Annotated in this window: 25 protein-coding genes; 9 read left to right on the forward strand and 16 right to left on the reverse strand. The window is 66.4% G+C overall.

The window, feature by feature from the left end; translation table 11 throughout:
- Positions 1 to 226: 226 nt before the first annotated feature.
- Both radA and U5817_RS14640 read right to left on the reverse strand, forming a co-directional pair.
- A complete protein-coding gene (gene radA / locus U5817_RS14635) occupies positions 227 to 1600 on the reverse strand; it encodes a DNA repair protein RadA (RefSeq protein ID WP_169125366.1) in 1374 nt (457 codons plus the stop codon).
- Positions 1600 to 2517 (reverse strand): LysR substrate-binding domain-containing protein, encoded by a 918-nt coding sequence (locus U5817_RS14640; protein ID WP_407277817.1) that lies wholly within the window; start codon positions 2515 to 2517, stop codon positions 1600 to 1602. The genes radA and U5817_RS14640 overlap by 1 nt, the downstream gene beginning before the upstream one ends.
- A gap of 178 nt (positions 2518 to 2695) precedes the next feature.
- Between U5817_RS14640 and lplT the strand changes: the two genes are divergently transcribed.
- Complete coding sequence (gene lplT, locus U5817_RS14645) at positions 2696 to 3949, forward strand: lysophospholipid transporter LplT (RefSeq protein ID WP_169125368.1); 1254 nt, start codon at positions 2696 to 2698, stop codon at positions 3947 to 3949.
- Positions 3950 to 3988: 39 nt separating this feature from the next.
- Here the strand turns inward: lplT and U5817_RS14650 are convergent, their stop codons facing one another.
- From U5817_RS14650 to U5817_RS14665, 4 genes are all read right to left on the reverse strand, one after another.
- The gene (locus tag U5817_RS14650) at positions 3989 to 4870 is read right to left on the reverse strand and encodes a uracil-DNA glycosylase family protein (RefSeq protein ID WP_407281077.1); all 882 of its coding nucleotides are present in this window, start codon (positions 4868 to 4870) and stop codon (positions 3989 to 3991) included.
- A 32-nt stretch (positions 4871 to 4902) separates the two neighbouring features.
- Complete coding sequence (rimI, locus tag U5817_RS14655; RefSeq protein ID WP_169125492.1) at positions 4903 to 5328, reverse strand: ribosomal protein S18-alanine N-acetyltransferase; 426 nt, start codon at positions 5326 to 5328, stop codon at positions 4903 to 4905.
- A 23-nt stretch (positions 5329 to 5351) separates the two neighbouring features.
- Positions 5352 to 6044, reverse strand: coding sequence for a tRNA (adenosine(37)-N6)-threonylcarbamoyltransferase complex dimerization subunit type 1 TsaB (tsaB, locus tag U5817_RS14660; RefSeq protein WP_169125369.1), 693 nt, complete (start codon positions 6042 to 6044; stop codon positions 5352 to 5354).
- An 84-nt stretch (positions 6045 to 6128) separates the two neighbouring features.
- On the reverse strand, positions 6129 to 6416 hold the full coding sequence (locus U5817_RS14665; RefSeq protein WP_169125370.1) for a hypothetical protein: 288 nt from the start codon (positions 6414 to 6416) through the stop codon (positions 6129 to 6131).
- Between the two features lie 305 nt (positions 6417 to 6721).
- Here U5817_RS14665 and ompR point away from each other — a divergent pair, with 305 nt between their 5' ends.
- Genes ompR through U5817_RS14695 form a run of 6 tightly spaced genes read left to right on the forward strand, consistent with a single transcriptional unit; the run spans position 6722 to position 10903 of the window.
- Positions 6722 to 7459 (forward strand): two-component system response regulator OmpR, encoded by a 738-nt coding sequence (gene ompR / locus U5817_RS14670; RefSeq protein ID WP_169125371.1) that lies wholly within the window; start codon positions 6722 to 6724, stop codon positions 7457 to 7459.
- A gap of 40 nt (positions 7460 to 7499) precedes the next feature.
- The gene (locus U5817_RS14675) at positions 7500 to 8885 is read left to right on the forward strand and encodes an ATP-binding protein (protein ID WP_407277818.1); all 1386 of its coding nucleotides are present in this window, start codon (positions 7500 to 7502) and stop codon (positions 8883 to 8885) included.
- Between the two features lie 41 nt (positions 8886 to 8926).
- Positions 8927 to 9535 carry a septation protein A gene (locus U5817_RS14680; RefSeq protein WP_169125372.1) on the forward strand — a complete coding sequence of 203 codons (609 nt, stop codon included), beginning with the start codon at positions 8927 to 8929 and terminating at the stop codon, positions 9533 to 9535.
- Positions 9535 to 9834: a YciI family protein gene (locus U5817_RS14685; RefSeq protein ID WP_169125373.1), complete on the forward strand. Its 300-nt coding sequence runs from the start codon at positions 9535 to 9537 to the stop codon at positions 9832 to 9834. The genes U5817_RS14680 and U5817_RS14685 overlap by 1 nt, the downstream gene beginning before the upstream one ends.
- Positions 9831 to 10121, forward strand: coding sequence for a BolA family protein (locus tag U5817_RS14690; protein WP_169125374.1), 291 nt, complete (start codon positions 9831 to 9833; stop codon positions 10119 to 10121). The genes U5817_RS14685 and U5817_RS14690 overlap by 4 nt, the downstream gene beginning before the upstream one ends.
- The gene (locus tag U5817_RS14695) at positions 10121 to 10903 is read left to right on the forward strand and encodes a peptidylprolyl isomerase (protein WP_169125375.1); all 783 of its coding nucleotides are present in this window, start codon (positions 10121 to 10123) and stop codon (positions 10901 to 10903) included. Before U5817_RS14690 ends, U5817_RS14695 begins: the two co-directional genes overlap by 1 nt.
- A 118-nt stretch (positions 10904 to 11021) precedes the next feature.
- Here the strand turns inward: U5817_RS14695 and U5817_RS14700 are convergent, their stop codons facing one another.
- The 3 genes from U5817_RS14700 to U5817_RS14710 all read right to left on the reverse strand — a co-directional run bounded on the left by U5817_RS14700 (position 11022) and on the right by U5817_RS14710 (position 14589).
- The gene (locus U5817_RS14700) at positions 11022 to 12818 is read right to left on the reverse strand and encodes an acyl-CoA dehydrogenase (RefSeq protein ID WP_407277819.1); all 1797 of its coding nucleotides are present in this window, start codon (positions 12816 to 12818) and stop codon (positions 11022 to 11024) included.
- A gap of 86 nt (positions 12819 to 12904) precedes the next feature.
- Positions 12905 to 13837, reverse strand: a complete 933-nt coding sequence (locus U5817_RS14705) for an electron transfer flavoprotein subunit alpha/FixB family protein (protein ID WP_407277820.1) — start codon at positions 13835 to 13837, stop codon at positions 12905 to 12907.
- Positions 13838 to 13839: 2 nt separating this feature from the next.
- Positions 13840 to 14589 carry an electron transfer flavoprotein subunit beta/FixA family protein gene (locus tag U5817_RS14710; protein ID WP_407277821.1) on the reverse strand — a complete coding sequence of 250 codons (750 nt, stop codon included), beginning with the start codon at positions 14587 to 14589 and terminating at the stop codon, positions 13840 to 13842.
- A gap of 184 nt (positions 14590 to 14773) precedes the next feature.
- Here U5817_RS14710 and U5817_RS14715 point away from each other — a divergent pair, with 184 nt between their 5' ends.
- Complete coding sequence (locus tag U5817_RS14715) at positions 14774 to 15385, forward strand: TetR/AcrR family transcriptional regulator (RefSeq protein WP_169125379.1); 612 nt, start codon at positions 14774 to 14776, stop codon at positions 15383 to 15385.
- Positions 15386 to 15436: 51 nt separating this feature from the next.
- On the opposite strand, the gene U5817_RS14720 is transcribed toward U5817_RS14715, so the two are convergent.
- The 7 genes from U5817_RS14720 to ppx form a co-directional block, all read right to left on the reverse strand.
- Positions 15437 to 16207 carry a TatD family hydrolase gene (locus tag U5817_RS14720; protein WP_169125380.1) on the reverse strand — a complete coding sequence of 257 codons (771 nt, stop codon included), beginning with the start codon at positions 16205 to 16207 and terminating at the stop codon, positions 15437 to 15439.
- Between the two features lie 94 nt (positions 16208 to 16301).
- On the reverse strand, positions 16302 to 17105 hold the full coding sequence (locus U5817_RS14725) for an enoyl-CoA hydratase (RefSeq protein ID WP_169125381.1): 804 nt from the start codon (positions 17103 to 17105) through the stop codon (positions 16302 to 16304).
- A 96-nt stretch (positions 17106 to 17201) separates the two neighbouring features.
- Complete coding sequence (locus U5817_RS14730; RefSeq protein ID WP_407277822.1) at positions 17202 to 17783, reverse strand: ABC-type transport auxiliary lipoprotein family protein; 582 nt, start codon at positions 17781 to 17783, stop codon at positions 17202 to 17204.
- 44 nt (positions 17784 to 17827) lie between these two features.
- Positions 17828 to 18781, reverse strand: coding sequence for an MlaD family protein (locus tag U5817_RS14735; protein WP_169125383.1), 954 nt, complete (start codon positions 18779 to 18781; stop codon positions 17828 to 17830).
- Positions 18781 to 19560, reverse strand: a complete 780-nt coding sequence (locus U5817_RS14740; protein WP_407277823.1) for an ABC transporter ATP-binding protein — start codon at positions 19558 to 19560, stop codon at positions 18781 to 18783. The genes U5817_RS14735 and U5817_RS14740 overlap by 1 nt, the downstream gene beginning before the upstream one ends.
- Entirely contained in the window at positions 19557 to 20681 is a 1125-nt protein-coding gene (locus U5817_RS14745) for an ABC transporter permease (protein WP_407277824.1), read from the reverse strand. The genes U5817_RS14740 and U5817_RS14745 overlap by 4 nt, the downstream gene beginning before the upstream one ends.
- A 7-nt stretch (positions 20682 to 20688) precedes the next feature.
- On the reverse strand, positions 20689 to 22197 hold the full coding sequence (gene ppx / locus U5817_RS14750) for an exopolyphosphatase (protein ID WP_407277825.1): 1509 nt from the start codon (positions 22195 to 22197) through the stop codon (positions 20689 to 20691).
- A gap of 191 nt (positions 22198 to 22388) precedes the next feature.
- On the opposite strand from ppx, the gene ppk1 reads away from it, so the two are divergent.
- Positions 22389 to 24470, forward strand: coding sequence for a polyphosphate kinase 1 (ppk1, locus tag U5817_RS14755; RefSeq protein WP_407277826.1), 2082 nt, complete (start codon positions 22389 to 22391; stop codon positions 24468 to 24470).
- Positions 24471 to 24499 lie beyond the last annotated feature (29 nt).

The following is a 24499-nucleotide window of genomic DNA, read 5'->3' on the forward strand; positions in this document are numbered from 1 at the left end:
ACACCTTGCTAGTAAGTAATTGCTTACTAGCTTAGTATAAGAAAAATACGATGTACACCCGTCAGATCTGCCTCATCCCGCACGGGGACGCAGGGCGGACGAAATCCCGCGATCGTGATGAGGCTCGCCGCGGGGCGATGTCTGCGCCCGATGTGGCGGGATTTCATCGCGCCCTGCCCGGACTCGTGCGATCGCCTTGGCGCCCCATCGCGCCCGGCGACGGACCTCAGGCTTCGATCTCGCGCGCCTGTTCGATCGCTTCCTCGATCCGGTCCACCGCAATCACCCGCATGCCGGCGATCGCCTGCTTGGGCGCATTGGCCTTCGGGATGATTGCGACCGTGAAGCCGAGTTTCGCCGCCTCCTTTAGGCGCTCCTGCCCGCGCGGCGCAGGCCGGATCTCGCCCGCCAGGCCCACCTCGCCGAACACCACCAGCTCGCGCGGCAGCGCCCGGCTGCGCAAGGACGACACGATCGCCAGCAGCACCGCGAGGTCCGCCGCCGGTTCGGCGATCTTCACGCCGCCCACCGCATTCACGAACACGTCCTGGTCGAAGCACACCACGCCCGCATGGCGATGCAGCACCGCCAGCAGCATCGCCAGCCGGTTCTGCTCGAGTCCCACCGACAGGCGGCGCGGATTCGGGCTGTGCGCGCCGTCCACCAGCGCCTGGATCTCCACCAGCAGCGGCCGCGTACCCTCCTGCGTCACCAGCACGCAGCTGCCCGCCACCTGCTGGCTGTGCTGCGACAGGAAGATCGCCGACGGATTGCTCACGCCGCGCAGGCCGCGCTCCGTCATCGCGAACACGCCCAGCTCGTTCACCGCGCCAAAGCGGTTCTTGAACGCGCGCACGAGGCGGAAGCTCGAATGCGTATCCCCCTCGAAGTACAGCACCGTATCGACGATGTGCTCCAGCACGCGCGGCCCCGCGAGCGTGCCGTCCTTGGTCACGTGGCCGACCATGATCAGGCTCGTGCCGCTCTGCTTCGCGAAGCGCGTGAGCTGCGCCGCACACTCGCGCACCTGCGCGACCGAACCCGGCGCCGACTGCAGCGCCTCCGAATACACCGTCTGGATCGAGTCGATCACCGCGATGCGCGGCTTCGACTCCTTCAGCGTCGCGAGGATGCGTTCGAGATTGATCTCCGGCAGCAGCTTCAGCCCCGCCGGATCGAGCTGCAGGCGCTGCGCCCGCAGCGCCACCTGCTCGCCCGACTCCTCGCCACTCACATAGATCGCCGCCTGCTGCGTCGCGAGCGCCGACAGCGCCTGCAGCAGCAGCGTCGACTTGCCGATGCCGGGATCGCCGCCGATCAGCACCACGCCACCGGAAACCAGGCCGCCGCCGAGCACGCGGTCGAATTCCTCGATCCCCGTCGGCGTGCGCGGCTCCTCGCGCGGCTCCAGCTCCGCGAGCGACTGCAGCCTGCCCGTCGTGCCGGCCAAGGCCGCGAACCGGCTGCTGCCCGGCGCCGTCGCCTCGATCACTGTCTCGACCAGCGTGTTCCAGCCCTTGCACTGCGGACACTGGCCCTGCCAGCGCGGCGCCTGCCCCCCGCACTCGCTGCAGACGAAGCTCGTCTTCGCCTTCGCCATCACGCGCTCACGTCATCGGCCGCCATGCGCTTGAACTCCGCGACTGCATATTCCGCGAAGGTCGTGATCAGTCGGGAACGGAACTTGTCGCGCGGCACGATCACCTCGAGCGGCGTGTATTGCCGTGGCTCCAGCGGAATCCCGATCAGGCGCCCCTCGCGGATGTCGCGCTGGATCGCCGCGCGCGACGCGATCGCGAACCCCATGCCCTCGGCCGCCAGATGCTTTACCGTCGCAAGGCTTCCCAGCTCCGCGCAGATCGTCAGCTCGTCGATGCCGATGCCCGCGGCGGCAAAGAAATCCTCCGCCAGCACGCGGATCGCGTTGCCAGGATCGCGCGTGATCAGCGGATGATCCTTCAGCACCTTGGCGCTGAGGCTCTTGTGCTTCGCCAGCGCATCCCTCGGGGAGCAGATCACGAACAGTTCATCGCGCGTCGCCGTCATGCGCTCGATCGCCGGCTGTTCCGAAACGATCTCGATCAGCCCGAGGTCGAGCTCGCGCGACGCGACGCGATCCTCGGTCAGCTGCGAGTTCCCGACCACCACGCGCGGCACCACGCGCGGATACTTGCGCTTGAAGCCTTCCAGCAGCTGCGGCAGCCAGTACGCCGCGATCGTCGTGCTGGTCCCGATGTTGAGCGCCCCGCCGAGCTCGTCGGTCAGTTCCGACACCCTCGACTCGAGCTCGTCCGACAGATCCAGGATCCGGTCCGCGTAGGCGAGCACCACCTCCCCGGCCGGCGTCAGGCTCACGCGCCCGTGCCCGCGCTCGAGCAGGCGCGTGTTGAAATGCTCCTCCAGCTGCTTGATCTGGAAGGTCACGGCCGGCTGGGTCATGAAAAGATGTTCCGCGGCCCGGGTGAAGGAACCGTACTTGGCCACGGCGCTGAATACCTGAAGTCTGCGATCAGCCACGGCAACTCCATAAGTCTCGTTTATGCACTGCATTAAAGCACAGCTCATGCGCTACGTGGTATGTCTGACAATCACCTGACATCTCCGCACGAATCGTGGCAATGAGCCAAATCACAACAAACAGACACATGTCGTGATATAAACCGCGCTTCACCTTCAGACGGCCGTCTCCCACCCGATGCCGCTCGGCTTCTACATCATCATGGCGGCGCAGTTCTTCTCTGCGCTGGCCGACAATGCGCTGCTGATCATCGCCATCGCGCTGCTGCGCGAGATGTCCGCCCCGGCAACGTACGAACCGCTGCTGAAGCTGTTCTTCACCGTCTCCTACGTCGCGCTCGCCGCCTTCGTCGGCGCCTTTGCCGACTCGATGCCCAAGTGGCGGGTGATGTTCATCAGCAACACCATCAAGATCGGCGGCTGCCTCATGCTGCTCCTCGGCGCGCATCCGCTCTTCGCCTACGCCGTCATCGGGCTCGGTGCTGCATCCTACTCCCCGGCCAAGTACGGCATCCTCACCGAATACCTGCCCCACCGCCTGCTCGTCGTCGCCAACGGCTGGATCGAAGGCCTCACCGTCGGCGCCATCATCCTCGGCACGGTCATCGGCGGCGTGCTGATCCGTCCCGACGTCGGCAACTGGATCGCCAATCTCGGCCTGCCGATGGTCAGCGGCAACGCCCTCCAGTCGACCATCGCCATCGTCGGATTGCTCTACCTTGCCGCAGCCGCGTTCAACCTGCGCATCCCCGACACCGGCGTCGACCACAAGCCGCTCAAGAACAACCCGGTCTACCTCGTCCACGATTTCGTGCACTGCATGAAGCTGCTGTGGCGCGACAAACTCGGCCAGATCTCCCTCGCCGTCACCACCCTCTTCTGGGGCGCCGGCGCCACGCTGCAGTTCATCGTGATCAAGTGGGCCGAGCACAACCTCGGCTTCGACCTCTCCAAGGCGTCGATGATGCAGGGCGTCGTCGCCGTCGGCATCGCGCTCGGCTCCGTCCTGGCCGCGCGCATGATCAGCCTGCGCCGCTCCGTCCAGGTCATCCCCCTGGGCATCGCCATGGGCCTGGTAGTGATGGTCATGGTCGTCGTCACCCAGCCCACGCTGGCCATGATCCTGATGGTCGTCGTCGGCTGCCTGGCGGGCTTCTTCGTCGTGCCGATGAACGCCCTGCTCCAGCATCGCGGCCACATCCTCATGGGTGCCGGCCATTCCATCGCCGTGCAGAACTTCAACGAGAACCTCTCCATCCTGATCATGACCGGCCTGTACGCCCTGCTGATCATGTCGGGTCTGTCGATCACCGTGGTCATCGTGATGTTCGGCCTGTTCGTGGCCGGGACGATGTACCTCGTGCTGCGCCGTCACAAGCTCAACCAGCGCGAAGTCGATTCGGTCGCGCTGCTCGAAGACCACAAGCACTGATCGGCACACGGGCCGCCCACGCGGCCCGTCCGGCGCCCGTCAGGGTTGCCCGGCGAGCTCCTGGACCAGGCCGCGCGCAAAGCACAAGTCCTCCCACGCCTTCGCCTTGTCGGCCTGGTTCCGCAACAGGTACGCGGGATGGTAGGTCACGACCACGGGCGTATCGCCGCGCCGGAACACCCGGCCACGCGACGCGCCGATGCTGATCTCGGCATCCAGCAGCGCCAGCGCCGCGGGACGGCCCAGCGCAACCAGCACGCGCGGCCGCACCAGCTCGATCTGGCGCGCGAGATAAGGATGGCAGGTCGCGATCTCGTCGGCCTGCGGGGTGCGGTTGTGCGGCGGCCGGCATTTCACCGCATTCGCGATATACACGTTTTCGCCGCGCTTCAGTCCGATCGCCGCCAGCATCGCATCGAGCAGTTTGCCCGCGGCACCGACGAAGGGTTCGCCGCGCTGGTCCTCCTCCGAACCTGGCCCCTCGCCGACGAACATCCACTCCGCCCCGCGATCGCCCACACCCGGAACGGCCTGCCTGCGCTTCTCGCACAGGCGGCACGCCCCGCAGGCGCGAATGTCGGCCTCGAGCTCGTCCCAATCCATCCGCGCGATGCGACCGGCCCGGGCAGGATCGACCTCCTCGCGTCGTGCCGATGACGATGCCGCAGCGGTCGCCGTCGGGCGCGGAACCGGATCGCGGACGGGAAGCACCACCCTTGCAGGACGCACCTCATGTTCCGACGAAGGTGCCGGCGACAGTGCCGCCGATTGCGGCGGTGCGGACAGGGGCGACGCCGCGCTGCCGAGGTCCGGAGCGCTTGCGACCGGCTCCGGCAGGGTCTCGACGGCTTGTACCACGCCGTCGTCCGCGCGCTCTTCCGCGCCCCCTGCACGCAAGCGCCAGACGGGCGCGAGGCCCATCTCGCGGAGCACGGCATCACGCCGCGCGTGCCTCACAGTTCGCGCCTCATCACGATCGCATCCTCGCGCCCGCCTCCGGGCGCCGGGTAATACCCCTTGCGTCGCCCCACCGCGACGAAACCGCGCCCCTCGTACAACGCAAGTGCAGCCGTATTGGAAGGGCGCACCTCGAGAAAGAACTGCGTCGCCCCGCCCTGCTGCGCCACCGCAAACAGGTAGTCGAGCAATTTCCCGCCGATCCCGCCGCGCTGCGCCCCACGCGTCACGCTGATGTTAAGCAGATGCGCCTCATCGATCACCGTCAGCAGCACCGCATAGGCAACGGGACCTCCGCCGTTGTGCATCACCCAGCAGTTGTAGCCGGCGCGCAGGGAATCCGCGAAATTGCCTTCACTCCACGGAAACGCATGCAGCTCGCGCTCGTTCTCGACCACCCACGGCAGATCCTCGTCCGTCATGGGCACGAAAGCGAATCCCGCGGTCACGCCCGCCCTCCGCGCGCAAGGCGCTCGGCGGTCGTCAGCGCAACCTTGTCCCGCACATACAGCGGCGCAGCGACCTCGGCCGCGACCAGCGCCCCGCCTTCCACCATGCGCACCGCCAGCCGCGCAACATCCGCCGCGCGCGGTACCGCATCCCCCTGCAGTGGGGCCAGTCGTTCCAGCAGTTCGCGCGGGATACGGTCGCCGTACGCCGCGAAGGCCGATCCGACTCCGGCCCACCGCCCCCCGGCTGGCAAGGCCAGCATCTCGGGCGGACAGCACGTCGGCGGCGCAAGCATGACCGGGAGTCCGTCGACAATCCGACATGCCGCCGAATACACCTCACCCATGCGCGCATCGGTGGCGACGTAGATTTCATTCCCCGCCCCCTGCAGCGCCAGCGCTTCGAGGCTGCATACCGGCGCGACCCCGAGGTCCGCCCCCATCGCCAGCCCCTGCGCCACGCCGCATGCGAGGCGCAAACCCGTAAAGGCCCCCGGTCCGGCGCCGAACGCCACCGCATCGAGCGAACCCAGCGCAATGCCGGCCTCCGACAGCAGGATCTTCAGGGTGGGCAGCAGGCGTTCGGAATGATTCGAATGCCCTTCCAGGCTTCGTTCCACGGTCTCGCCGTCGAACAACAGGGCGACGCTCGCGTGCTCGCACGAGGTCTCGATCGAGAGGATTTTCATAAGCCGCCCATTTTACCGGCAGCGGCCCATCTGCGCAGCGCCCCTGGCGGGCATGCATGCGACGGGAACCCGGACGAGCTTCGCTCAGCGCTCCATCACGCTGCGCGGGCGATTCGCATCCCGCATCGCCTGGCGCAGCTCCTGGTAGAGCGTCTCGCGCTGCTCGCGCGACAGGCGGCGCGGCTCCTGCGCAGCAGAACGCGAGCTTTCCGGACCACTCACTAGCGCCCGGCGCAACTCGGCGCGCCGCTTGTCGCGCGCGCTCGCGTACCCCGGCGCGGTCACGCTTTCCTTCGCCGAACGCGACGGCGAGCTCTCGCGTGCGAACACCGGGCCGGCACAAAGTGCCGACACAAACACGAGCAGGAGCATGACGCCGCCCGTCATACGACGCAAAGCCCGTCCCCCCGGCAACACGCAGTCGCCGGTGGAGCATGCCGTACAGGAAGTTGAACAGCTTTTTGCCATGATCGCTGCGGGCGGTGTTCGTTGCAGATGCGGACGGTGAAACCATACCTTTATATTGGTATTTACGGCGCGTCCGGACCAAGATTTAGAGGGCAACGTGTAAGGGCGTGTTGCGTATATCCCAAGCCCTTACGAAACGTTACCCGTTCCGCGGAAATCGCCGCGGCGAGCGCTGGCACGCAAAAATGTAACAGGATAGGATTCGCACCATGAACACCAAGATCCGATATCGAGTATTGCTGGTCGACGACGACGCCCGCCTGCGCGAGCTGCTGTCGCGATACCTCCAGGAACAGGGCTTCACCGTGAAGGCCGTCGTGGACGCCGCGTCCATGGATCGTGCCCTGCACCGCGAGCATTACGACGTGATGGTGCTGGACCTGATGCTTCCCGGCGAAGACGGTCTCGCCATCTGCCGCCGCCTGCGGGCCGACCAGAACGCCATCCCCATCATCATGCTCACGGCCAAGGGCGACGACGTCGACCGCATCATCGGCCTGGAGATGGGAGCCGACGACTACCTCGCCAAGCCCTTCAATCCGCGCGAGCTCGTCGCCCGCATCCACGCGGTGATGCGCCGGCAGCCGCCGACGCTGCCCGGAGCGCCGACGATCGAGGATGAGGTCGTCAGGTTCGGCAACGTTCAGGTCAACCTCGGAGTGCGCTCGCTCGTGCGCGACGGCGAGGAGATCTCGCTGACCACCGGCGAGTTCTCCCTGCTGAAGGTCCTGCTCCAGCATCCCCGCCAGCCGCTGTCTCGCGACAAGCTCATGGAACTGGCGCGTGGCCGCGAATACGGTGTATTCGACCGCGCGATCGACGTGCAGGTGAGCCGCCTGCGCAAGCTCGTCGAGGAAGACCCGGCCAAGCCGCGCTACATCCAGACCGTGTGGGGCTTCGGATACGTGTTCGTGCCGGATGAATCGAAGCCTGCCAACGAAGCCTGAGCTGTCCGTGCCGGAAGCGGGGGAGCCTTCGGCTACCCCCGTGAACCAGGAGTCGCGCTTCGCGCGGCTCCTGCCGCGCACGCTCCTGTGGCAGACATTCTTCCTCATCGCCCTGCTCCTCACGCTCGCGCTCGCAACCTGGTCGCAGATCTTCAGCCATTTCGAGGAGCCGGCGCGCGCGCGCAGCCTGGCCCAGATGGTCGCCAGCGTCGTGAACCTGACGCGCGCGGCGCTCATCAATGCCGAGGTGGAACGGCGCACCGAGCTGCTGATAGAGCTGGCCGCACTGGAAGGCATGCGCATCTACCCCGCCGAACCCAGCGACGAACTCGAGCCGCTGCCCGACACGCGCGGCATGCAACTGCTGACCGACGAGGTCCGCCGCCAGCTCGGCACCCACACCCGCTTCGCCTCGCGCTGGAAAGCGCTGGACGGATTCTGGGTGAGCTTCCGCCTCGACCCCGACGACGAGCAGGACTTCTGGCTGATGCTCCCGCCGGAGCGACTGGAACAGACCGGAGCGCTGGAATGGCTCGTGTGGGGCGGCGGCGCGCTCCTCGCCGCACTGATCGGCGCCTACATGATCGTTTCGCGCATCGGCGTCCCGCTGCGCAACCTGGCCCGCTCGGCACGCGTCGTCGGCAGCGGGCGCACCCCGCCACACCTGCCGGAAAGCGGGCCGCTGGAGATTGCCACGGTTGCACGGGCGTTCAACCAGATGGCCGGCGACCTCGCCCGCACCGACGCCGACCGCGCGCTCATCCTCGCCGGCGTTTCACATGACTTGCGCACCCCCCTTGCACGCCTGCGGCTCGGCATAGAGATGTCCGGCGCCCCCGACACCGATGTCCGCGCGATGGTCACCGACGTCGAGGAGATGGATCGCATCATCGGCCAGTTCCTCGATTTCGGCCGCGGCGAGCCGCAGGAACCCCTGCAGCTCGAAGACCTCGCCGGCCTGCTCGCCGACATCGCGGAACCCTACCGGCTGCGCGGCATCAAGGTGCGCCTCGACACGCCGCCCAGCCTTCCGGTACCGGTGCGCGTCCTGCCGCTGCGCCGCGCGGTCCGCAACCTGATGGACAACGCCGTGCGCTATGCCGGCGAGGAAAGTCCCATCAGCCTCATCCTCTCGAGCCGCGGCGACGAAGCCCTGATCGAAGTCGCCGACCGTGGCCCGGGCATTCCCGAGGCGGACATGGATCGCATGCGCCATCCCTTCACGCGCCTCGAGACGGCCCGCTCGAATACCAAGGGTGCTGGCCTCGGCCTCGCCATCGTCGAACGCATCATCGCCTCCCACGAGGGCCGGCTCGAACTGCGCGCCCGCAGCGGCGGCGGTCTGCGCGCCATCATCCACCTGCCGCTCGAAGGCCCCCGGCGCGGCAGAGTACTCGCCGCCGGCAGTGAGGCAGGACGCGAGTAGAGCGAACCGATTGCGGCGCCGACTCGCTATAATCCCCGCGCATGAAGATTCTTTTCGACCTGCTTCCCGTCATCCTCTTCTTTGCCGCCTACAAGTTCGCCGGACACGATCCGGCCGCGGCGCACGATCTCGCCACCCGGGTCCTCGGCGAGGGCATCGAGGCCACACAGGCACCCATCCTCATTGCAACCGCCGTCGCGATCTTCGCCACGATCGGCCAGATCGGCTGGGTATGGTTGCGGCACCGCAAGGTGGACACGATGCTGTGGGTCAGCCTGGCGATCATCGTCGTATTCGGCGGCGCGACGCTGTTCTTCCACAATCCCACCTTCATCAAGTGGAAACCGACCGCGCTGTACTGGCTGTTCGGCATCACGCTCGCGGGTTCGGAGCTGCTGTTCCGCCGCAACCTGATCCGCAAGATGCTCGAAGCGCAGGTGCGCCTGCCCGAGCCGGTGTGGGGGCGCCTCAGCCATGCCTGGGCGGCGTTCTTCATCGGCATGGGCGTGCTCAACCTGTACGTCGCCTACAACTTTTCCGAAGAAGCCTGGGTCAATTTCAAGCTTTTCGGCGGCATGGGCCTGATGCTGCTGTTCGTCCTGGCCCAGGGCCTCTACCTCTCCAAACACATCCAGGAGGAAACCAGCTGATGCTATACGTGCTGACGGGCGAAGACGCCCCGGGCCAACTCGACGCCCGCATGGCGGTGCGCCCCGCACACCTCGCACGCCTCGAAAAGCTCCGTGACGAGGGACGGCTCGTGGTCGCCGGCCCGATGCCCGCAATCGACTCGCCCGACCCCGGCCCGGCCGGCTTCTTCGGCAGCCTGGTGATCGCCGAATTCCCCTCGCAGGCCGACGCCGAAGCCTGGCTCGCGGCAGACCCCTACGTCACGAATGGCGTCTTCGCGCGCACCAGCGTCCGCCCGTACAAGAAGGTCCTGCCGTGACCGTGATCGACGAGATCAGGAACCGGCTCGCGCCGCTGAATCCGCTCTCGATCGAGATCGAGGACGAAAGCGCCCTGCACGCCGGACACGCCGGCGCAAAAGGCGGCGGAGGACACTACCGCATGACGATGGTGTCGGACGCATTTATCGGCAAGAATACGGTTGCACGCCACCGACTCATATACGGCGCGCTGGGCGAGCTGATGCGCACCCGCATCCATGCCCTTGCCATTCGCGCCCTGACGGCCGAAGAGGCCAACACTCAACCCAACAGGAAGGAACTTTGATGATTCGCTTTCCCAGCCGTCTCGCTCTTTGTCTCATGGCCGGCCTGATCGGCCAGGCAGCTTATGCGGCCGGCCCCGCCGCCACGGTGAACGGCACGGCAATTCCCGCTGCGCGCGCGGACGTGATGTTCAACGAGCAGCGTGCGCAGGGCGCACCCGACAACCAGCAACTCCGCGACGCCGTGCGCGAGGAACTGATCCGCCGCGAAGTCCTGGCCCAGGAAGCGGCCAAGAAGGGCATCGACAAGAAGAGCGAAGTGCAGGCCCAGATGGACCTCGCCCGCCAGGCCGTGCTGCTGCGCGCCTACATCCAGGACTACGTGAAGGCCAATCCGATCACCGACGCCGACCTGAAAAAGGAATACGACAGCGTCAAGAGCAAGATGGGCGCCAAGGAATACAAGCCCCGCCACGTCCTGGTCGAGACCGAGGACGAGGCCAAGGCGATCATCGCGAAGCTGAAGGCCGGTGAGAAGTTCGACGCGCTGGCCAAGCAGTCGAAGGATCCGGGCTCCAAGGACAACGGCGGCGACCTCGGCTGGAGCAATCCGGGCATGTTCGTGAAGCCGTTCTCCGATGCCATGGTCAAGCTCGAGAAGGGCAAGTACAGCGACACGCCGGTCAAGAGCGACTTCGGCTATCACGTGATCCAGCTCGACGACGTGCGTGACCTGAAGGCACCCGACTTCGAGGAAGTGAAGCCGCAGCTGGAGCAGCGCCTGCAGCAACAGAAGATCGAGAAGCACATCATGGATCTGCGCGCCAAGGCGAAGGTCCAGTAAGCATCCCGAGCTGAAACGCAAAGGGCCGCCCCGATCACTCGGGGCGGCCCTTTTTTACGTCACTGCATTCCGGGGTCCGGCGCACGAAGGAGAGCTGCCGCCCTCCTCCACTGCGTCGTCAGAACTGTGCCTCGTCGAGCGCGAGTGCACCTGCAGCGCCATTCACGACCGCATAGGACAGCCCCTGCGCCTGTGACAGGACGTGGTCGGCGTAGAAGCGCGCGGTGACGATCTTGGTCTTGTAGAACTCGTCCGTGGAGCCTTCCACGATGCGCTTCGACGACACCAGTGCGGCACGCGCCATGAGCCAGCCGCCCGCGACGATACCGAGAAGCTTGAGGAAGGGCACCGAGCCCACGGAAGCGGCCTTGATGTCCTTGCCGTAGGTCGCGAGCACGTACTCGACCGCTGCTTCCAGCGCGACGATACCGGACTCGAGGGACTTGCGGATCGCCACGAACGCATCGTCGCTGCCGTGCTCGGCGAGTTGCGGGAGCACGCCGCGGATCTCCGCGATCAGGGCCTTGATCGTGACGCCGCCTTCGCGTGCCGTCTTGCGGCCGATAAGGTCGTTAGCCTGGATCGCCGTCGTGCCCTCGTAGATCGTCGTGATGCGCGAATCGCGCAGGTGCTGCGCCGCACCGGTCTCCTCGATGAAGCCCATGCCGCCATGCACCTGCACACCGGTCGAAGCAATGTCGATCGAATTCTCGGTCGACCAGCCCTTGACGACCGGAATCATGAGGTCGACGAAAGCCTGGTTCTCCGCACGCACCGCGGCGTCCGGATCACGGTGCGCCGCGTCGTTCGCCGCAGCCACGACGTAGGCCAGCGCGCGCATGGCCTCGGTCTGCGACTTCATGGACATCAGCATGCGGCGCACATCCGGGTGATGGATGATCGAGACCTTCGGGCCGCCGCGCACGCCCATCTCGGTGCCCTGGACGCGATCCTTGGCATAGGCGAGGGCGTGCTGGTAGGCACGGTCGGCCAGCGCCACGCCTTCCATGCCGACGGCGAAGCGCGCTTCGTTCATCATGATGAACATGTACTCGAGACCGCGATTCTCCTCGCCGACGAGGGTGCCGATGGCGCCGCCGTGGTCGCCGAAGGCGAGTACGCAGGTCGGGCTCGCGTGGATGCCCAGCTTGTGCTCGATCGACACGCAGTGCACGTCGTTGCGCGCACCCGGGGTCCCGTCGGCATTGAGGAGGAACTTCGGCACGACGAAGAGCGAGATGCCCTTCACGCCTTCCGGGGCGTCCGGCAGACGGGCGAGCACGAGGTGGACGATGTTGTCCGTCATGTCGTGTTCGCCGTAGGTGATGAAGATCTTCTGGCCGAAGATCTTGTAGGTGCCGTCAGGCTGCGGTTCGGCGCGCGTGCGCACGGCCGCCAAGTCGGAACCGGCCTGCGGTTCGGTCAGGTTCATGGTGCCGGTCCATTCGCCGCTCACCATCTTCGGCAGATAGGCTGCCTTCTGCTCGTCGGTGCCGCGCAGCGTGATCGCTTCGATCGCGCCGCTGGTCAGCATCGGGCACAGGGAGAAGGCCATGTTGGAAGCCTTCCACATTTCCATCACTGCGGTCGCGACAAGCTTCGGCAGGCCCTGGCCGCCGAATTCGGGTTCGCATGCGAGCGCGGTCCAGCCCGCTTCGGCAAACTGCTTGTAGGCATCCTTCCAGCCCGGCGCCGTGCGCACGTCGCCGTTGTCCCACTTGGCACCTTCCTGGTCACCAATCCGGTTCAGGGGCGCGAGGACGCCGCTGGCGAACTTGTTCGCCTCTTCGAGGATCGCGTCCACGAGATCCGCGGATACTTCCTCGCATCCGGGCAATTTCGCGACTTCGTCGAGGCCGGCCAGCTCGCGCATGACGAACTGCATGTCGCGGATCGGCGCAGTGTATTGACTCATGTGTTCTTCTCCCGAGACCTGCTTATTGTGAAACTGCGCCCGTTCGGGCGCAGTCCTTGTGCAACTTTTTTATATTTCTAAAGCATTCAGCCGACGGCTTTGGCCAGCTCCGGCACGACTTCGAACAGATCGCCGACCAGGCCATAATCCGCCACCTGGAAGATCGGCGCTTCAGGATCCTTGTTGATCGCGACGATCACCTTGGAGTCCTTCATGCCCGCGAGGTGCTGAATCGCGCCCGAGATGCCGACGGCGATATAGAGCTGCGGCGCGACGATCTTGCCGGTCTGGCCGACCTGGTAGTCGTTCGGTACGTAGCCCGCATCGACCGCGGCGCGAGAGGCGCCCAGCGCGGCGCCCAGGGCGTCGGCGAGCGGCTCGAGCAGCTTGTGGTAGTTCTCGCTGTTGCCCAGACCGCGGCCACCCGAGACGATGATCTTGGCGGCGCCGAGTTCCGGGCGCGCGCTCTTGGTGAGCTCGCGCCCCTTGACGCTGGTCAGGCCCAGATCGGCAGCGGCAGCCACGGCTTCCACCGCAGCCGAACCACCCTGCCCGGCCGCCTCGAAGGCGGTCGTGCGCACGGTCATCACCTTCACGGCATCCGACGACTTGACGGTGGCCATCGCGTTGCCGGCGTAGATCGGGCGCACGAAGGTGTCGGCCGACTCCACCGCGACGATGTCGGAGATCTGCGCCACGTCGAGCAGCGCAGCGACGCGCGGGGCGACGTTCTTGCCGTTGGCGGTGCTGGGGGCGAGGATGTGGGTGTAGCCCGCCGCATTGGCGACCACCAGCGCGGCGACGTTCTCGGCCGTCTGCGACTCGTAGTGGGCGGCGTCGGCGACGCGCACCTTCGCCACGCCGGCGACCTTCGCCGCCTGTTCGGCCGCTCCGCCGCAGTTGGCGCCCGCGACCAGCACGTGAACCTCGCCACCGAGCTTGGCAGCGGCCGAGATGGTGTTGAGGGTGGCGGCCTTCAGGCTCGCGTTGTCGTGTTCTGCAATAACCAGGATCGCCATGTTCAGATCACCTTCGCTTCGTTCTTGAGCTTGTCGACCAGTTGCGCGACGTCCGCAACGCGCACGCCGGCGCTGCGCTTGGGCGGCTCGGCGACTTTCAGCGTCGCCAGGCGCGGCGCGACATCGACGCCGAGGTCCGCCGGCTTCACGGTCTCCAGCGGCTTCTTCTTCGCCTTCATGATGTTCGGCAGCGTCGCATAGCGCGGCTCGTTGAGGCGCAGGTCGGTGGTAATGACCGCCGGCAGCTTCATCTCGAGGGTCTCGAGACCGCCATCGATCTCGCGCGTCACGTTGGCGACGCCGTCGCTGAGCGCAACCTTGGAGGCGAACGTCGCCTGGGGCCAGCCCATCAGCGCGGCCAGCATCTGGCCGGTCTGGTTCGAGTCGTCGTCGATCGCCTGCTTGCCGCAGATCACGACCGTCGGCTGCTCCTTGTCGCACAGCGCCTTCAGCAGCTTTGCCACTGCCAGCGGCTGCAGGTCGGCGTCGCTCTCGACCAGGATGCCGCGGTCGGCACCGATCGCCATCGCGGCGCGGATCGTCTCCTGGCAGGCCGCGACACCGCAGCTCACCGCGACAACCTCGGTCGCAACGCCGGCTTCCTTCAGCCGCACGGCTTCCTCGACGGCAATCTCGTCGAAGGGGTTCATGGACATCTTCACGTTCGCGATATCGACGCCCGTGCCGTCAGCCTTGACTCGCACCTTGACGTTGTAATCGACTACGCGTTTGACGGGTACCAGGATCTTCAATGCCGCGCTCCTTTGCGTGTTAGGTCGGTCGAAATTGTGGAAAGGGAATCATGTTACCGCCACCAGACCAAAAATACGCCGTTGCGATGAACACTTGACCGCCGACCGAAAAAATCGTTCCATACGCATGGGTATGGAGTGCATACGGTACCGTATGGTCATCCTTTAGTCAATACTAGGTAGTATGGAAAACAAGCCTCTAAAACCGCGCGTCCAGCTCGACCGCAATGCATGGGTAAGCGCCGCCACCGAGGTCCTCGCCGAAGAGGGCATCGCCGGACTTCGCGTGGAAGTGCTCGCAAAACGCCTGAAGGTCACGAAAGGCAGCTTCTACTGGCACTTCCAGGATCGTCGGGATTTGCTGCTGGCCGTCCTCCAGGTGTGGAAGGACGGGCGGATCCGCGACATCGTCAAGCAGACGCGCGCCCAGCCCGGCAGGGAGCTGGAGCAGATTTACCACGTCATCGATGTTTATAGCACGAGCCGCAGCCGGCGCGGAGCCGCGATCGAGCTCGCGGTACGCGACTGGGCGCGCCGCGACGCCGACGCGGCGGCGATCGTCGCCGAAGTTGACGACATCCGCCTGCGCTGTGCTCGCGATCTGTTCCTCGCGTGCGGGGTGCCGATGGAGGAAGCGTCGAGCCGTTGCATGCTGCTCTACGCCTATGTGTTCGGCATCTCGCTGATGATCTACGACAAGTTCGACAGCGACGTGACACGCCTGAAACGCGATATCGCAGAGCTCATCGCGCAGTCGGCAAGCATGAAGCGCAAGGCTGCCGCGACCAGCGACTGAGAAACCCGGACGCCGCGGCTCGCGGGCTGCTCATTTTGACCAGCCCTCAGCTCAGCCGCGCGCCAGCGCGGGGAGGACGGCGCAGGCGTTGCGTCCCGTGGCCTCGGCGATTTCGGCAACGGACAGGCCGCGCAATCCGGCCAGCACCTCGGCAAAGCGACGCAGATCGGCCGGCTCGTTGCGCCCTCCCTGCGCCCAGGCGGGGGGGATGTCCGGCGCATCCGTTTCGAGCACGATCGAATCCAATGGCAGCGTCGCCGCGAGGTTGCGGATTCGGCGCGAGCCGTCGAAGGTCATCGCCCCGCCGAACCCGAGCCTGAACCCCAGCGCGATGAAGGCATCGGCCTGCTGGCGACTGCCGTTGAAGGCGTGGGCGATGCCACCAGGCACCTCGATCCGGCGCAGATGCTTGAGGATGTCGTCGACCGCGCGCCTGACATGCAGGATGACGGGAAGCCCGAAGCGGCGGGCGAGCTTGAGCTGTTCGACGAAATACTGCTCCTGCGTGGCGCGGTCGAAATTCTCCGCGTAGAAATCGAGGCCGATCTCCCCGACCGCCACGGCCCGCCCATTTGCGAGCCGCTCCTGCAGGACGTCGAGATCGTCCGTGCAGGCGCCAGCGACATACAGCGGATGAATGCCGAACGCATGGACGATGTCGCCATGCGCATCCGACAGGGCCGCGACCTTGTCGAAGTTGGCGACCTCGACCCCCGGCACGACGAAGCGCCCCACTCCGGCCGCACGCGCTGCGGCGATCACCGCTTCGCGGTCGGGATCGAACTCCGCCGCGTCGAGGTGGATGTGGGTGTCGATGAGCATTGCGGCATACCAAGGCGTCGGCGGGGGAGCGAGCGCCGCTTGGCGGGATGCGCTGCGCTACTCCCGCCCTACGGGAACGCGGTTCGGCATGATTTCAGCGCCCGCGCCACTCCGGCTTGCGCTTGGCGATGAAGGCGTCGATGCCCTCGGCGGCGTCCTCGCTCATCATGTTGCACGCCATCGTCTCAGCTGCCATCTGGTACGCGGCCTCCATGCCCATCTCGAGCTGACGGTAGAACATCTGCTTGCCCATCTGGATCGCGAGCGGGGACTTGGCGCAGATCGCGGCGGCGAGCTTCGCGACCTCGGCATCGAGCGCCTCGAGCGGCACGACGCGGTTCACCAGCCCGCGGCGCTGCGCTTCCGCTGCGTCGATGAAGTCGCCCGTGACGAGCATCTCGAAGGCTTCCTTGCGCCCCATGTTGCGCGACAGGCCGACGCTGGGGGTTGCGCAGAAGAGGCCGACGTTGATGCCCGACACGGCAAAGCGCGCGACGTCAGCGGCAACGGCGAGGTCGCACATCGACACCAGTTGGCAGCCGGCCGCGGTCGCAATGCCGTGGACACGGGCGATGACGGGCTGCGGCAGTTCGGTGAGCTTGACCATGAACTTGCCGCACAGGCGGAAGAGGTCCTGCTGGAACTGCAGCGTGTGGTTGCCGCGCATCTCCTTCAGGTCGTGCCCGGCGCAGAAGGCCTTGCCCTCGCCCGCCAGAACGACCACGCGCACGCTCGCGTCCTTCGCGATCGCGTCGATCTCGGCGATCAGGGCTTCGAGCATCGCCTGCGAGAGGGAGTTGAACTGGCCGGGCCGGTTCAGCGTCAGGTAAGCAACGCCGCCCTCGTCTCGGCGCAGCAGCAGCGGTGCGTTGTCGGATTGCTGAGGCAGTGCGCTCATCGTCATCTCTCCCGTGATCTTTGTGTGTAATGAACTGCTTATTTTGCCCGATCCTGCCGTGGAACGGAGGATGTGCGCAGCCCGGGCCACGGTGGGCTAGCGACGGCACGCCCCCGCTGCGGGACCGCCCATCCAGCGGGCGATTTCGTTCGTCAGCCGGTCGCCCGCCTTGCGGAATGCCGTGACACCCCCCTTCGCGTCGGCGCTCGATGCCGGCTCGCGCATCTCGAAGCTCATCCGGGCAAGCCCATTTTCACCGCGCGACGGCAACAGTTCAGCGCGCGCACTGATGACCGCGGCACTCGATTCGGGGGCGTCGAAGGCCTGGCTGAATTCGTCGATTTCAAGGCGCAGGCGGCAGCCACCGCCCGTGGAAGACGGTGAGGACAGCGCCTGAAGCAGCCGCCGCTCCAGCATTTCGGCAGGCGGGGCGGCCCATCGGCTTTCGGCAAACGCCTGGCGTTGCGCGGGCTGACGGTACTCGAGCCGGTACTGCATCGCCGCCGTCGCGAGCCAGGACGGGGCACGGACTTCGATTTTCGACGGCAGGACGGCAGGCATCGGGGAAACGCTTTCGGCCAGGCCCAGATCATAGATGGCAGGCACGGTCCGCCGTTGCGGCAGACCGCCGCATGCACCCAGCGCAAGACCTGCGCAGAGCACGGCGAGGATCCTCACTCCGCGCTTCCAGCCTCGAGATGTCATGAGAGTTCCGTGAAGATTCATCGGGCCGGGGACGCCTTGGCATTGAATCCGGTCTCACCGGGGCCGGCTGCGACGGGCGCGCGACCGAGCAACAGCATTTGCGGCGTGGCGTCGACTTCCTCGACGAGATGCCCGATGCGCTGTGAGGTTCCCTTCAGTTCCTCGAGCAGCGCGTTGAGTTGCGGCAGGGTTTCTTCGGCCACACGCTCGCCGGTAACTGTGGTCGCGGCATCCACGCGCTCGGCGAGCCCGTTCAACTTCGCCATCAGGACCTTGAGCTCGCCGATGGCCGGACCGGCATCGACACTCGCGCGCTCGAGGTTCTGCAGGGTGTTGGAGAGCCGCGCGAGATTCTCCTGGTTGAGCACGGCGCGGATCGATGCCAGCGTCTTCGGCGCGTCGGCGAGCGTCCGGTCGGCCCCGGCCGCTGCGGATTCGAGTTTCTGCAGCGTGTTTCCGATCCGCCGGATGTTCTCGTCGGTAACCAGCTCGCCGAGCTTGTCTGCCACCAGTCGGAGCCTGCGCGCGGCGTCGAGGGTGGTGTCGGTGAGTTGCTCCATCGTCCCCGGTTCCATCTTGAGCCGCGGTGGTTCTTCGCCCTCCCCCACCAGTGGTTCCGGATTCTCGCCACGGTCGTTGAGCTGGACGTAGGCGAGCCCTGTGACGCCTTGGTAGGCGAGACTGGCGCGCGTGCCTTTCGTCAGCGGAATGTCGCTGCGCAGGCGGATATGGACGAGGATCTTGCGCGGATCCTCGGGGTCGATGGCGATGTCGGACACCTTTCCGGCGGCCATGCCGCGATAGCGCACCCGTGCCTCGAGGTTCAGGCCCGTGACGGTGCCGGCGGACTCGAGGATGTAGGTGCGCTGCGAATCGCCGTCGTCCGAGAACCACCACAGAGAGGCGAGCAGCGCGGCGCCGAGAACGATGGCGAAGAGTCCCGCCGCGAGGGCGTGTGCGCGATTTTCCATCAGCGCGCTCCTCCGCTCCGGACACCTGCGCGCAGGCCGAAGGGTTTGCGGAAGAAGCCGTCGACAAAGGGGTGGTCCAGTTCCATTGTTTCCTCGAGCGAGGCGCAGCTCAGGATGCACCGATCCGAGAGTATGGCGATTTTCGTCGCCAACGCGGCGAGCGTATCGACGTCGTGGGTCACAAGCACGACGGTAAGTCCGAGTTGGCGCTGCAGGCTGAGAACGAGTTCAACGAAAGCCATGCTGCGGTCCGGATCCAGGCCCGCCGTCGGTTCGTCGAGCAGCAGCAGTTCGGGCTCGAGCGCGAGGGCCCGCGCGAGGGCAACGCGCTTGACCATGCCGCCCGAGAGCTCCGCGGGCATCAGCAGCGCGGTCGCCGGTTCGAGTTCGACCAGCGAGAGCTTCAGGGCGACTAGGTTGGCGATCTCGGCGTCGGTTGCGAGGCGCAGTTCCCGCAACGGGAAGCCGATGTTTTCGGCAACGTTCATCGCGGAAAACAGCGCACCGTGCTGGAACAGTACGCCGAAACGGCGCCGCCGCATGCGCTGCTCGCGGACGCTGCCGGAAAACAGCGGCGCACCGAACACCGACACCTCCCCCGCGGCCGGCCGCGTGAGGCCGATGATGTGGCGCAGCAGGGTGGTCTTGCCGCTGCCGGAACCGCCGACCAAGGCGACGACTTCGCCGCGCTGCACGGTCAGGTCGAGGCCGTCATGCACCAGAGTGGCGCCGAAGCGCGTGACGATGCCACGCAATTCGATCACCGGCTTCGCGTTCATCGCGGCACCCCGATCGAGCGTGTGGCGATCGCGAACAGCGCGTCGATCAGGATCACGACGGTGATCGACGAAACGACCGAGGCAGTGGTGTTGGACGACAGGCTTTCGGTGTTGGGGCTGACGCGCAGGCCGAAATGGCAGGCCACGAGGGCGATCATCAGCCCGAACACGGCCCCCTTGGCGAAACCGATCACGAGGTTCGCGAGCGGCACGACCTGGGGCAGCCGCTCGACGAAGAAGGCCATGCCGAGATCGAGCTGCAGCCACGCCGACAGCATGCCCCCGAGCAGCGCGACCGATGAGGTCCACAAGACCAGCAAGGGCATCGCCAGGGTCAGTGCGATGACCTTGGGCAGGACGAGGCGGATGGTGCGCGAGATCCCCATCGCGGAGAGGGCGTCGATCTCCTCGGTGACGCGCATCACGCCGAGCTGCGCGGTCATCGCGGATCCGGAACGGCCGGCGACCAACACCGACACCAGCACCGGCCCGAGCTCGCGAATGATGCCGAGCCCGAGGATATTGACGATGAAGATGTCCGCACCGAAGGCGCGCAGCTGCAGCGCCGAAAGATAGGACATGACGACGCCGATGAGGAAACCCACCAGCGCTGCCACCGGCATCGCCTTGAAGCCGGCCTTGTACACGTTGGCAGAGATCTCGCGCAGGGGCCATTCCGCCGGATGGCGCAGCAGGTAAGCGAGATCGAGGCACAATTGGCCGAGCAGGCGGGTGAAGTCGAGCGCGTGATCGCGGAACGAGAGCAGCGTGCTGCCGAGGACGATGACGGCGTCGACGAGGTTGAAGCGCGGCACCCGCGGCAGCGGCGACTCCGCGCTGGCTGCCACACGGTCGATGATCGCGCGCAGGTTCTCCGGGATCTCGATGCGTTCGGGCCAGCGCTTGTCCCACGCGTGCCACATCAGCGCGGCGCCGAAGCTGTCGAGGCGCGAGATGCCGTTCAGTGACCAGGCCACGTCGTCGCGCCTGCCCGCCAGCTGTTGGCGGAAGGTGCTCAGCCGTTGGGCAAGCGCGCGCAGCGTCCAGTCGCCCTGCAGGCGCACCAGGCCGCGTGTGCCGGGCGCCGTCGCCGCGTCGGTGGCGATCTCGGGGCTGCGCATTCAGTCCTCAGGCGGCGAGCGTGCGGCCTGTGTGCGTGTGCAGGACAAGGCTGCGCCCGACGGAGAACCATTGCCGCTGCTCCTCGTCGATCGCCGCCGCGGTAAGTGGCAACTGCTTGAGCCAGCCCTCCTTCGCCGTCACGATGAAGCCGCGGCCATCGCGCCGGAGCTGGATCGGCGGTACGCCGCGGCCGTCGCGCGCACGGTGGATGACGGCCGCAAGGCGCAGGCAGAGGATCAGCAGCCAGTCGGGGCTGTCGGGATCGAGCGCCGCCACGCGCTCGAGCTTGCCGCGATGCGCAAGCACGAGGCGCGCGAGCCGACCCTGGTCCATGCGCGAGAACCCGGGCATGTCCGCGTTCGCAAGGATGTAGGCGCTGTGCTTGTGATAGCTCGAATGCGCCACCGATATGCCGATCTCGTGCAGCAGGGCCGCCCAGCGCAGGTAACGCAGGTCGGGATGCGCACCCTCACCATGGACGCTTTCGGGAACGAGCCCCGCGAAGAGGTGGGCCGCGGTGTTCGCGACCTCGTCGGCCTGGCGGCGATCCACCCCGTAACGCGCGACGAATGCCGACACCGTGGCGTCGCGAAGGTCGTGGTGGTGATAGCGCCCGAGAAGGTCGTACAGCACGCCCAGACGCAGCGCCCCTTCCGAGAACACCATGCGCTCGACGCCGAATTCCTTGAACACTGCCGACATGATCGCGAAGCCGCCGAGCAGGACCGGCAGGCGGTCGCCCTTGAGGCCGGCGAGCTGCAGGCGGTCGAGGCTGCCCGCGCGCAGCAGGATGGCTTTCAAACGCTCCATGCCCTCGCGCGTGATGCCGCCGTCGGACAAGCCGTTCTGCTCGAGGATCTCGACCAGCGCCTTGGCCGAACCGCTCGACCCCACGGCCACTTCCCAGCCGACTTCGCGGTACGCGTGGGCGATTGCCTGCAGCTCGCGGCTGGCAGCCATCTCTGCGTCCTTCAGCCCGCGCTTGTCGATCTTTCCGTCCGGGAAGTACTGCAGGCTGTAGCTGACGCAGCCCATGTACAGGGATTCGAGCAGGATGGGCTCGAAGCTCTTGCCGATGATGAATTCGGTGGAGCCGCCGCCGATGTCCACGACGAGTTGCTGCCGGTGCGGGTCGGGCAGCGTGTGGGCGACGCCGACGTAGATGAGCCGGGCTTCCTCGCGGCCGGCGATGACTTCGATCGGCACGCCCAGCGCGGCCTCGGCCTGCACCAGGAAACCCGGCGCATTCTTCGCCACGCGCAGGGTGTTCGTCGCCACCGCACGCACGGAATCGGCGTCGAAACCACGCAGGCGCTCGTTGAAGCGCTGCAGCGCGGCCAGGCCGCGCTGCTGGGCCGCAGCATCGAGAATCTTGTTGGACGACAGGCCCGCCGCGAGGCGCACCGCTTCCTTCAGCCCGTCGAGCGGATAGATCTGGTCGTTGACGATCCTTCCGACCTGTAGCCGGAAACTGTTGGATCCGAGATCGATCGCGGCGATCAGCTCGTGCATCATGGGTAGGGGCGAAGGCGACGGCTACAAGGCAAGGGGGCATTCTATCACCGCACACGGGAGTCGCCCGGCACAGGCGTTCGCTGCGACCTCGGCCGCCACGCGGCGATTCATGCTGATCGCACTGCGTCATGATTTGGCAACGCAAATGTCACATAATCGTGCAATCACTTCCGCGCACAAGATCCGCAACAATGCACAGGCCCGCCCGTCAGCAACAATTCCCCACCGACCACTTCATCAACCGCGAATTGTCGCTCCTGCAATTCCAGCGCAGGGTGCTGGCGCAGGCGGCGGACAAGACGGTGCCGCTGCTCGAACGGCTGCGCTTCCTGTGCATCGTGTCGAGCAACCTCGACGAGTTCTTCGAGATTCGCGTGTCGGGGATCAAGGAGCAGATCCGGCTGGGCAGCCGTACCCCGGGCTCCGACGGCCTGCTGCCGAACGAGCTGCTCGACCGCGTGAGCCAGGAAGTCCATGCGCTGATCGCCGAGCAATACGCCCTGCTGAACGACGACATCCTGCCGGCGCTGGAGGCTCAGGGCATCGTGTTCCTGCGCCGCAGCCTGTGGAGCGAGGCGCAGGGGGCATGGGTGCGCGACTATTTCATGCGCGAAGTGATGCCCGTGCTCACGCCCATCGGTCTCGACCAGGCGCATCCGTTCCCGCGCGTATTGAACAAGAGCCTGAATTTCGCCGTCGAGCTGGAAGGCCTCGACGCCTTCGGTCGTGATTCGGGCGCGGCGATCGTGCAGGCGCCGCGTGCGCTGCCCCGCGTGATCCGCCTGCCCTCGGAGATTTGCGAGCATGAGTACAGCTTCGTGTTCCTGTCCTCCGTCCTGCACCGCCACGTCGGCGAGCTGTTCTCCGGCATGCACGTCAACGGCTGCTACCAGTTCCGCGTGACGCGCAACTCGGACCTCTTCGTCGACGAGGAAGAAGTGAAGGATCTGCGCGCCTCGCTGAAGGGCGAACTGCAGCAGCGCCATTTCGGCGATGCGGTGCGGCTGGAAGTGGCGGACAACTGCTCGGAAGAGATGGCCGCCTTCCTGCTGCAGCATTTCCGTCTCACGCCGAAGGAGCTGTACCGCACGCCGGGGATCGTGAACCTGGTGCGCCTGATGCAGGTGCCGGACTGGGTGAACCGTCCGGACCTGAACTACCCGCCCTTCCTGCCGCGCCTGCCCAAGGCGCTGGAACAGCGCGTCGAGATCTTCGATGCGATCCGGCGCCAGGACATCCTGCTGCACCATCCGTTCCAGAGCTTCAGCCCCGTGATCGAGCTGCTGCGGGCGGCGGCGGACGATCCGCAGGTGCTCGCAATCAAGATGACGGTGTACCGCACGGGCACCGACTCGGTGCTGATGGACCATCTCGTGCGCGCCGCCCAGAAGGGCAAGGAAGTGACGGTGGTGCTGGAGCTGCGCGCCCGCTTCGACGAGGAGGCCAACATCACCTGGGCGAACAAGCTCGAGGAAGTGGGCGCCCACGTCGTATACGGCGTGTTCGGCTACAAGACCCACGCTAAGCTGCTGATGCTGGTGCGGCGCGAGGACGGGGCGCTGCGCCGCTACGTGCATCTGGGCACCGGCAATTACCACCCGCGCACGACGCGCTTCTACACCGATTTCGGGCTCCTCACCTGCAACGAGGAGATCGGCCAGGACGTCGCCGAGGTCTTCAAGCAGCTGACCGGCCTGGGTCAGGCATCCACCCTGAAGCATCTGTGGCAGGCGCCATTCTCCCTGCAACGCAACGTGGTCGAAGCGATCAAGGCCGAAGCGGAGATCGCGCGCCAGGGCGGACGCGCACAGATCATGGCGAAGATGAACGCGCTGCTCGAACCGGAAACGATCGAGGCGCTCTACGCGGCGTCGCAGGCCGGCGTCGAAGTCGACCTCATCGTGCGCGGTCCGTGCGCGCTGCGACCTGGCGTTGCGGGCCTTTCGGACAACATCCGCGTGCGCTCCATCGTCGGGCGCTTCCTGGAACACCACCGCATCTTCTATTTCCGCGCGGGCGGCGAGGACAAGGTCTATCTGTCCAGCGCGGACTGGATGGACCGCAACTTCTTCGGCCGCATCGAGATCGCCTTCCCCGTGCTCGACCCGCGCCTCAAGCGCCGCGTGATCAAGGAGGGGCTGCGCGCCTACCTGGGCGACAACTGCCAGGCGTGGGAAATGCTGGAAGATGGCCGCTACCGGCACAAGACGCCGCGCGGCGTACATCGCGCGGCACAGACCATCCTGCTGGCCGAGCTCGCAAAGGGCGACTGAAGGCCGGCGAGGGCTGCCGGAGACGGTCG

This window comes from Aromatoleum evansii, from assembly GCF_045689615.1.
Lineage (GTDB): Bacteria > Pseudomonadota > Gammaproteobacteria > Burkholderiales > Rhodocyclaceae > Aromatoleum > Aromatoleum evansii.

Coding starts and splice junctions, on each gene's coding strand:
- U5817_RS14725 (WP_169125381.1), bottom strand. CDS start 17,105: ATGAGCGCACTGCCTCAGCAATCCGACAACGCACCGCTGCTGCTGCGC.
- U5817_RS14715 (WP_169125379.1), top strand. CDS start 14,774: ATGGAAAACAAGCCTCTAAAACCGCGCGTCCAGCTCGACCGCAATGCA.
- U5817_RS14745 (WP_407277824.1), bottom strand. CDS start 20,681: ATGCGCAGCCCCGAGATCGCCACCGACGCGGCGACGGCGCCCGGCACA.
- U5817_RS14680 (WP_169125372.1), top strand. CDS start 8,927: ATGAAGATTCTTTTCGACCTGCTTCCCGTCATCCTCTTCTTTGCCGCC.
- U5817_RS14695 (WP_169125375.1), top strand. CDS start 10,121: ATGATTCGCTTTCCCAGCCGTCTCGCTCTTTGTCTCATGGCCGGCCTG.
- U5817_RS14700 (WP_407277819.1), bottom strand. CDS start 12,818: ATGAGTCAATACACTGCGCCGATCCGCGACATGCAGTTCGTCATGCGC.
- tsaB (WP_169125369.1), bottom strand. CDS start 6,044: ATGAAAATCCTCTCGATCGAGACCTCGTGCGAGCACGCGAGCGTCGCC.
- U5817_RS14705 (WP_407277820.1), bottom strand. CDS start 13,837: ATGGCGATCCTGGTTATTGCAGAACACGACAACGCGAGCCTGAAGGCC.
- U5817_RS14740 (WP_407277823.1), bottom strand. CDS start 19,560: ATGAACGCGAAGCCGGTGATCGAATTGCGTGGCATCGTCACGCGCTTC.
- rimI (WP_169125492.1), bottom strand. CDS start 5,328: ATGACGGACGAGGATCTGCCGTGGGTGGTCGAGAACGAGCGCGAGCTG.
- U5817_RS14650 (WP_407281077.1), bottom strand. CDS start 4,870: ATGGGCCTCGCGCCCGTCTGGCGCTTGCGTGCAGGGGGCGCGGAAGAG.
- U5817_RS14685 (WP_169125373.1), top strand. CDS start 9,535: ATGCTATACGTGCTGACGGGCGAAGACGCCCCGGGCCAACTCGACGCC.
- ompR (WP_169125371.1), top strand. CDS start 6,722: ATGAACACCAAGATCCGATATCGAGTATTGCTGGTCGACGACGACGCC.
- radA (WP_169125366.1), bottom strand. CDS start 1,600: ATGGCGAAGGCGAAGACGAGCTTCGTCTGCAGCGAGTGCGGGGGGCAG.
- U5817_RS14735 (WP_169125383.1), bottom strand. CDS start 18,781: ATGGAAAATCGCGCACACGCCCTCGCGGCGGGACTCTTCGCCATCGTT.
- lplT (WP_169125368.1), top strand. CDS start 2,696: ATGCCGCTCGGCTTCTACATCATCATGGCGGCGCAGTTCTTCTCTGCG.
- ppk1 (WP_407277826.1), top strand. CDS start 22,389: ATGCACAGGCCCGCCCGTCAGCAACAATTCCCCACCGACCACTTCATC.
- U5817_RS14665 (WP_169125370.1), bottom strand. CDS start 6,416: ATGCTCCTGCTCGTGTTTGTGTCGGCACTTTGTGCCGGCCCGGTGTTC.
- U5817_RS14720 (WP_169125380.1), bottom strand. CDS start 16,207: ATGCTCATCGACACCCACATCCACCTCGACGCGGCGGAGTTCGATCCC.
- ppx (WP_407277825.1), bottom strand. CDS start 22,197: ATGATGCACGAGCTGATCGCCGCGATCGATCTCGGATCCAACAGTTTC.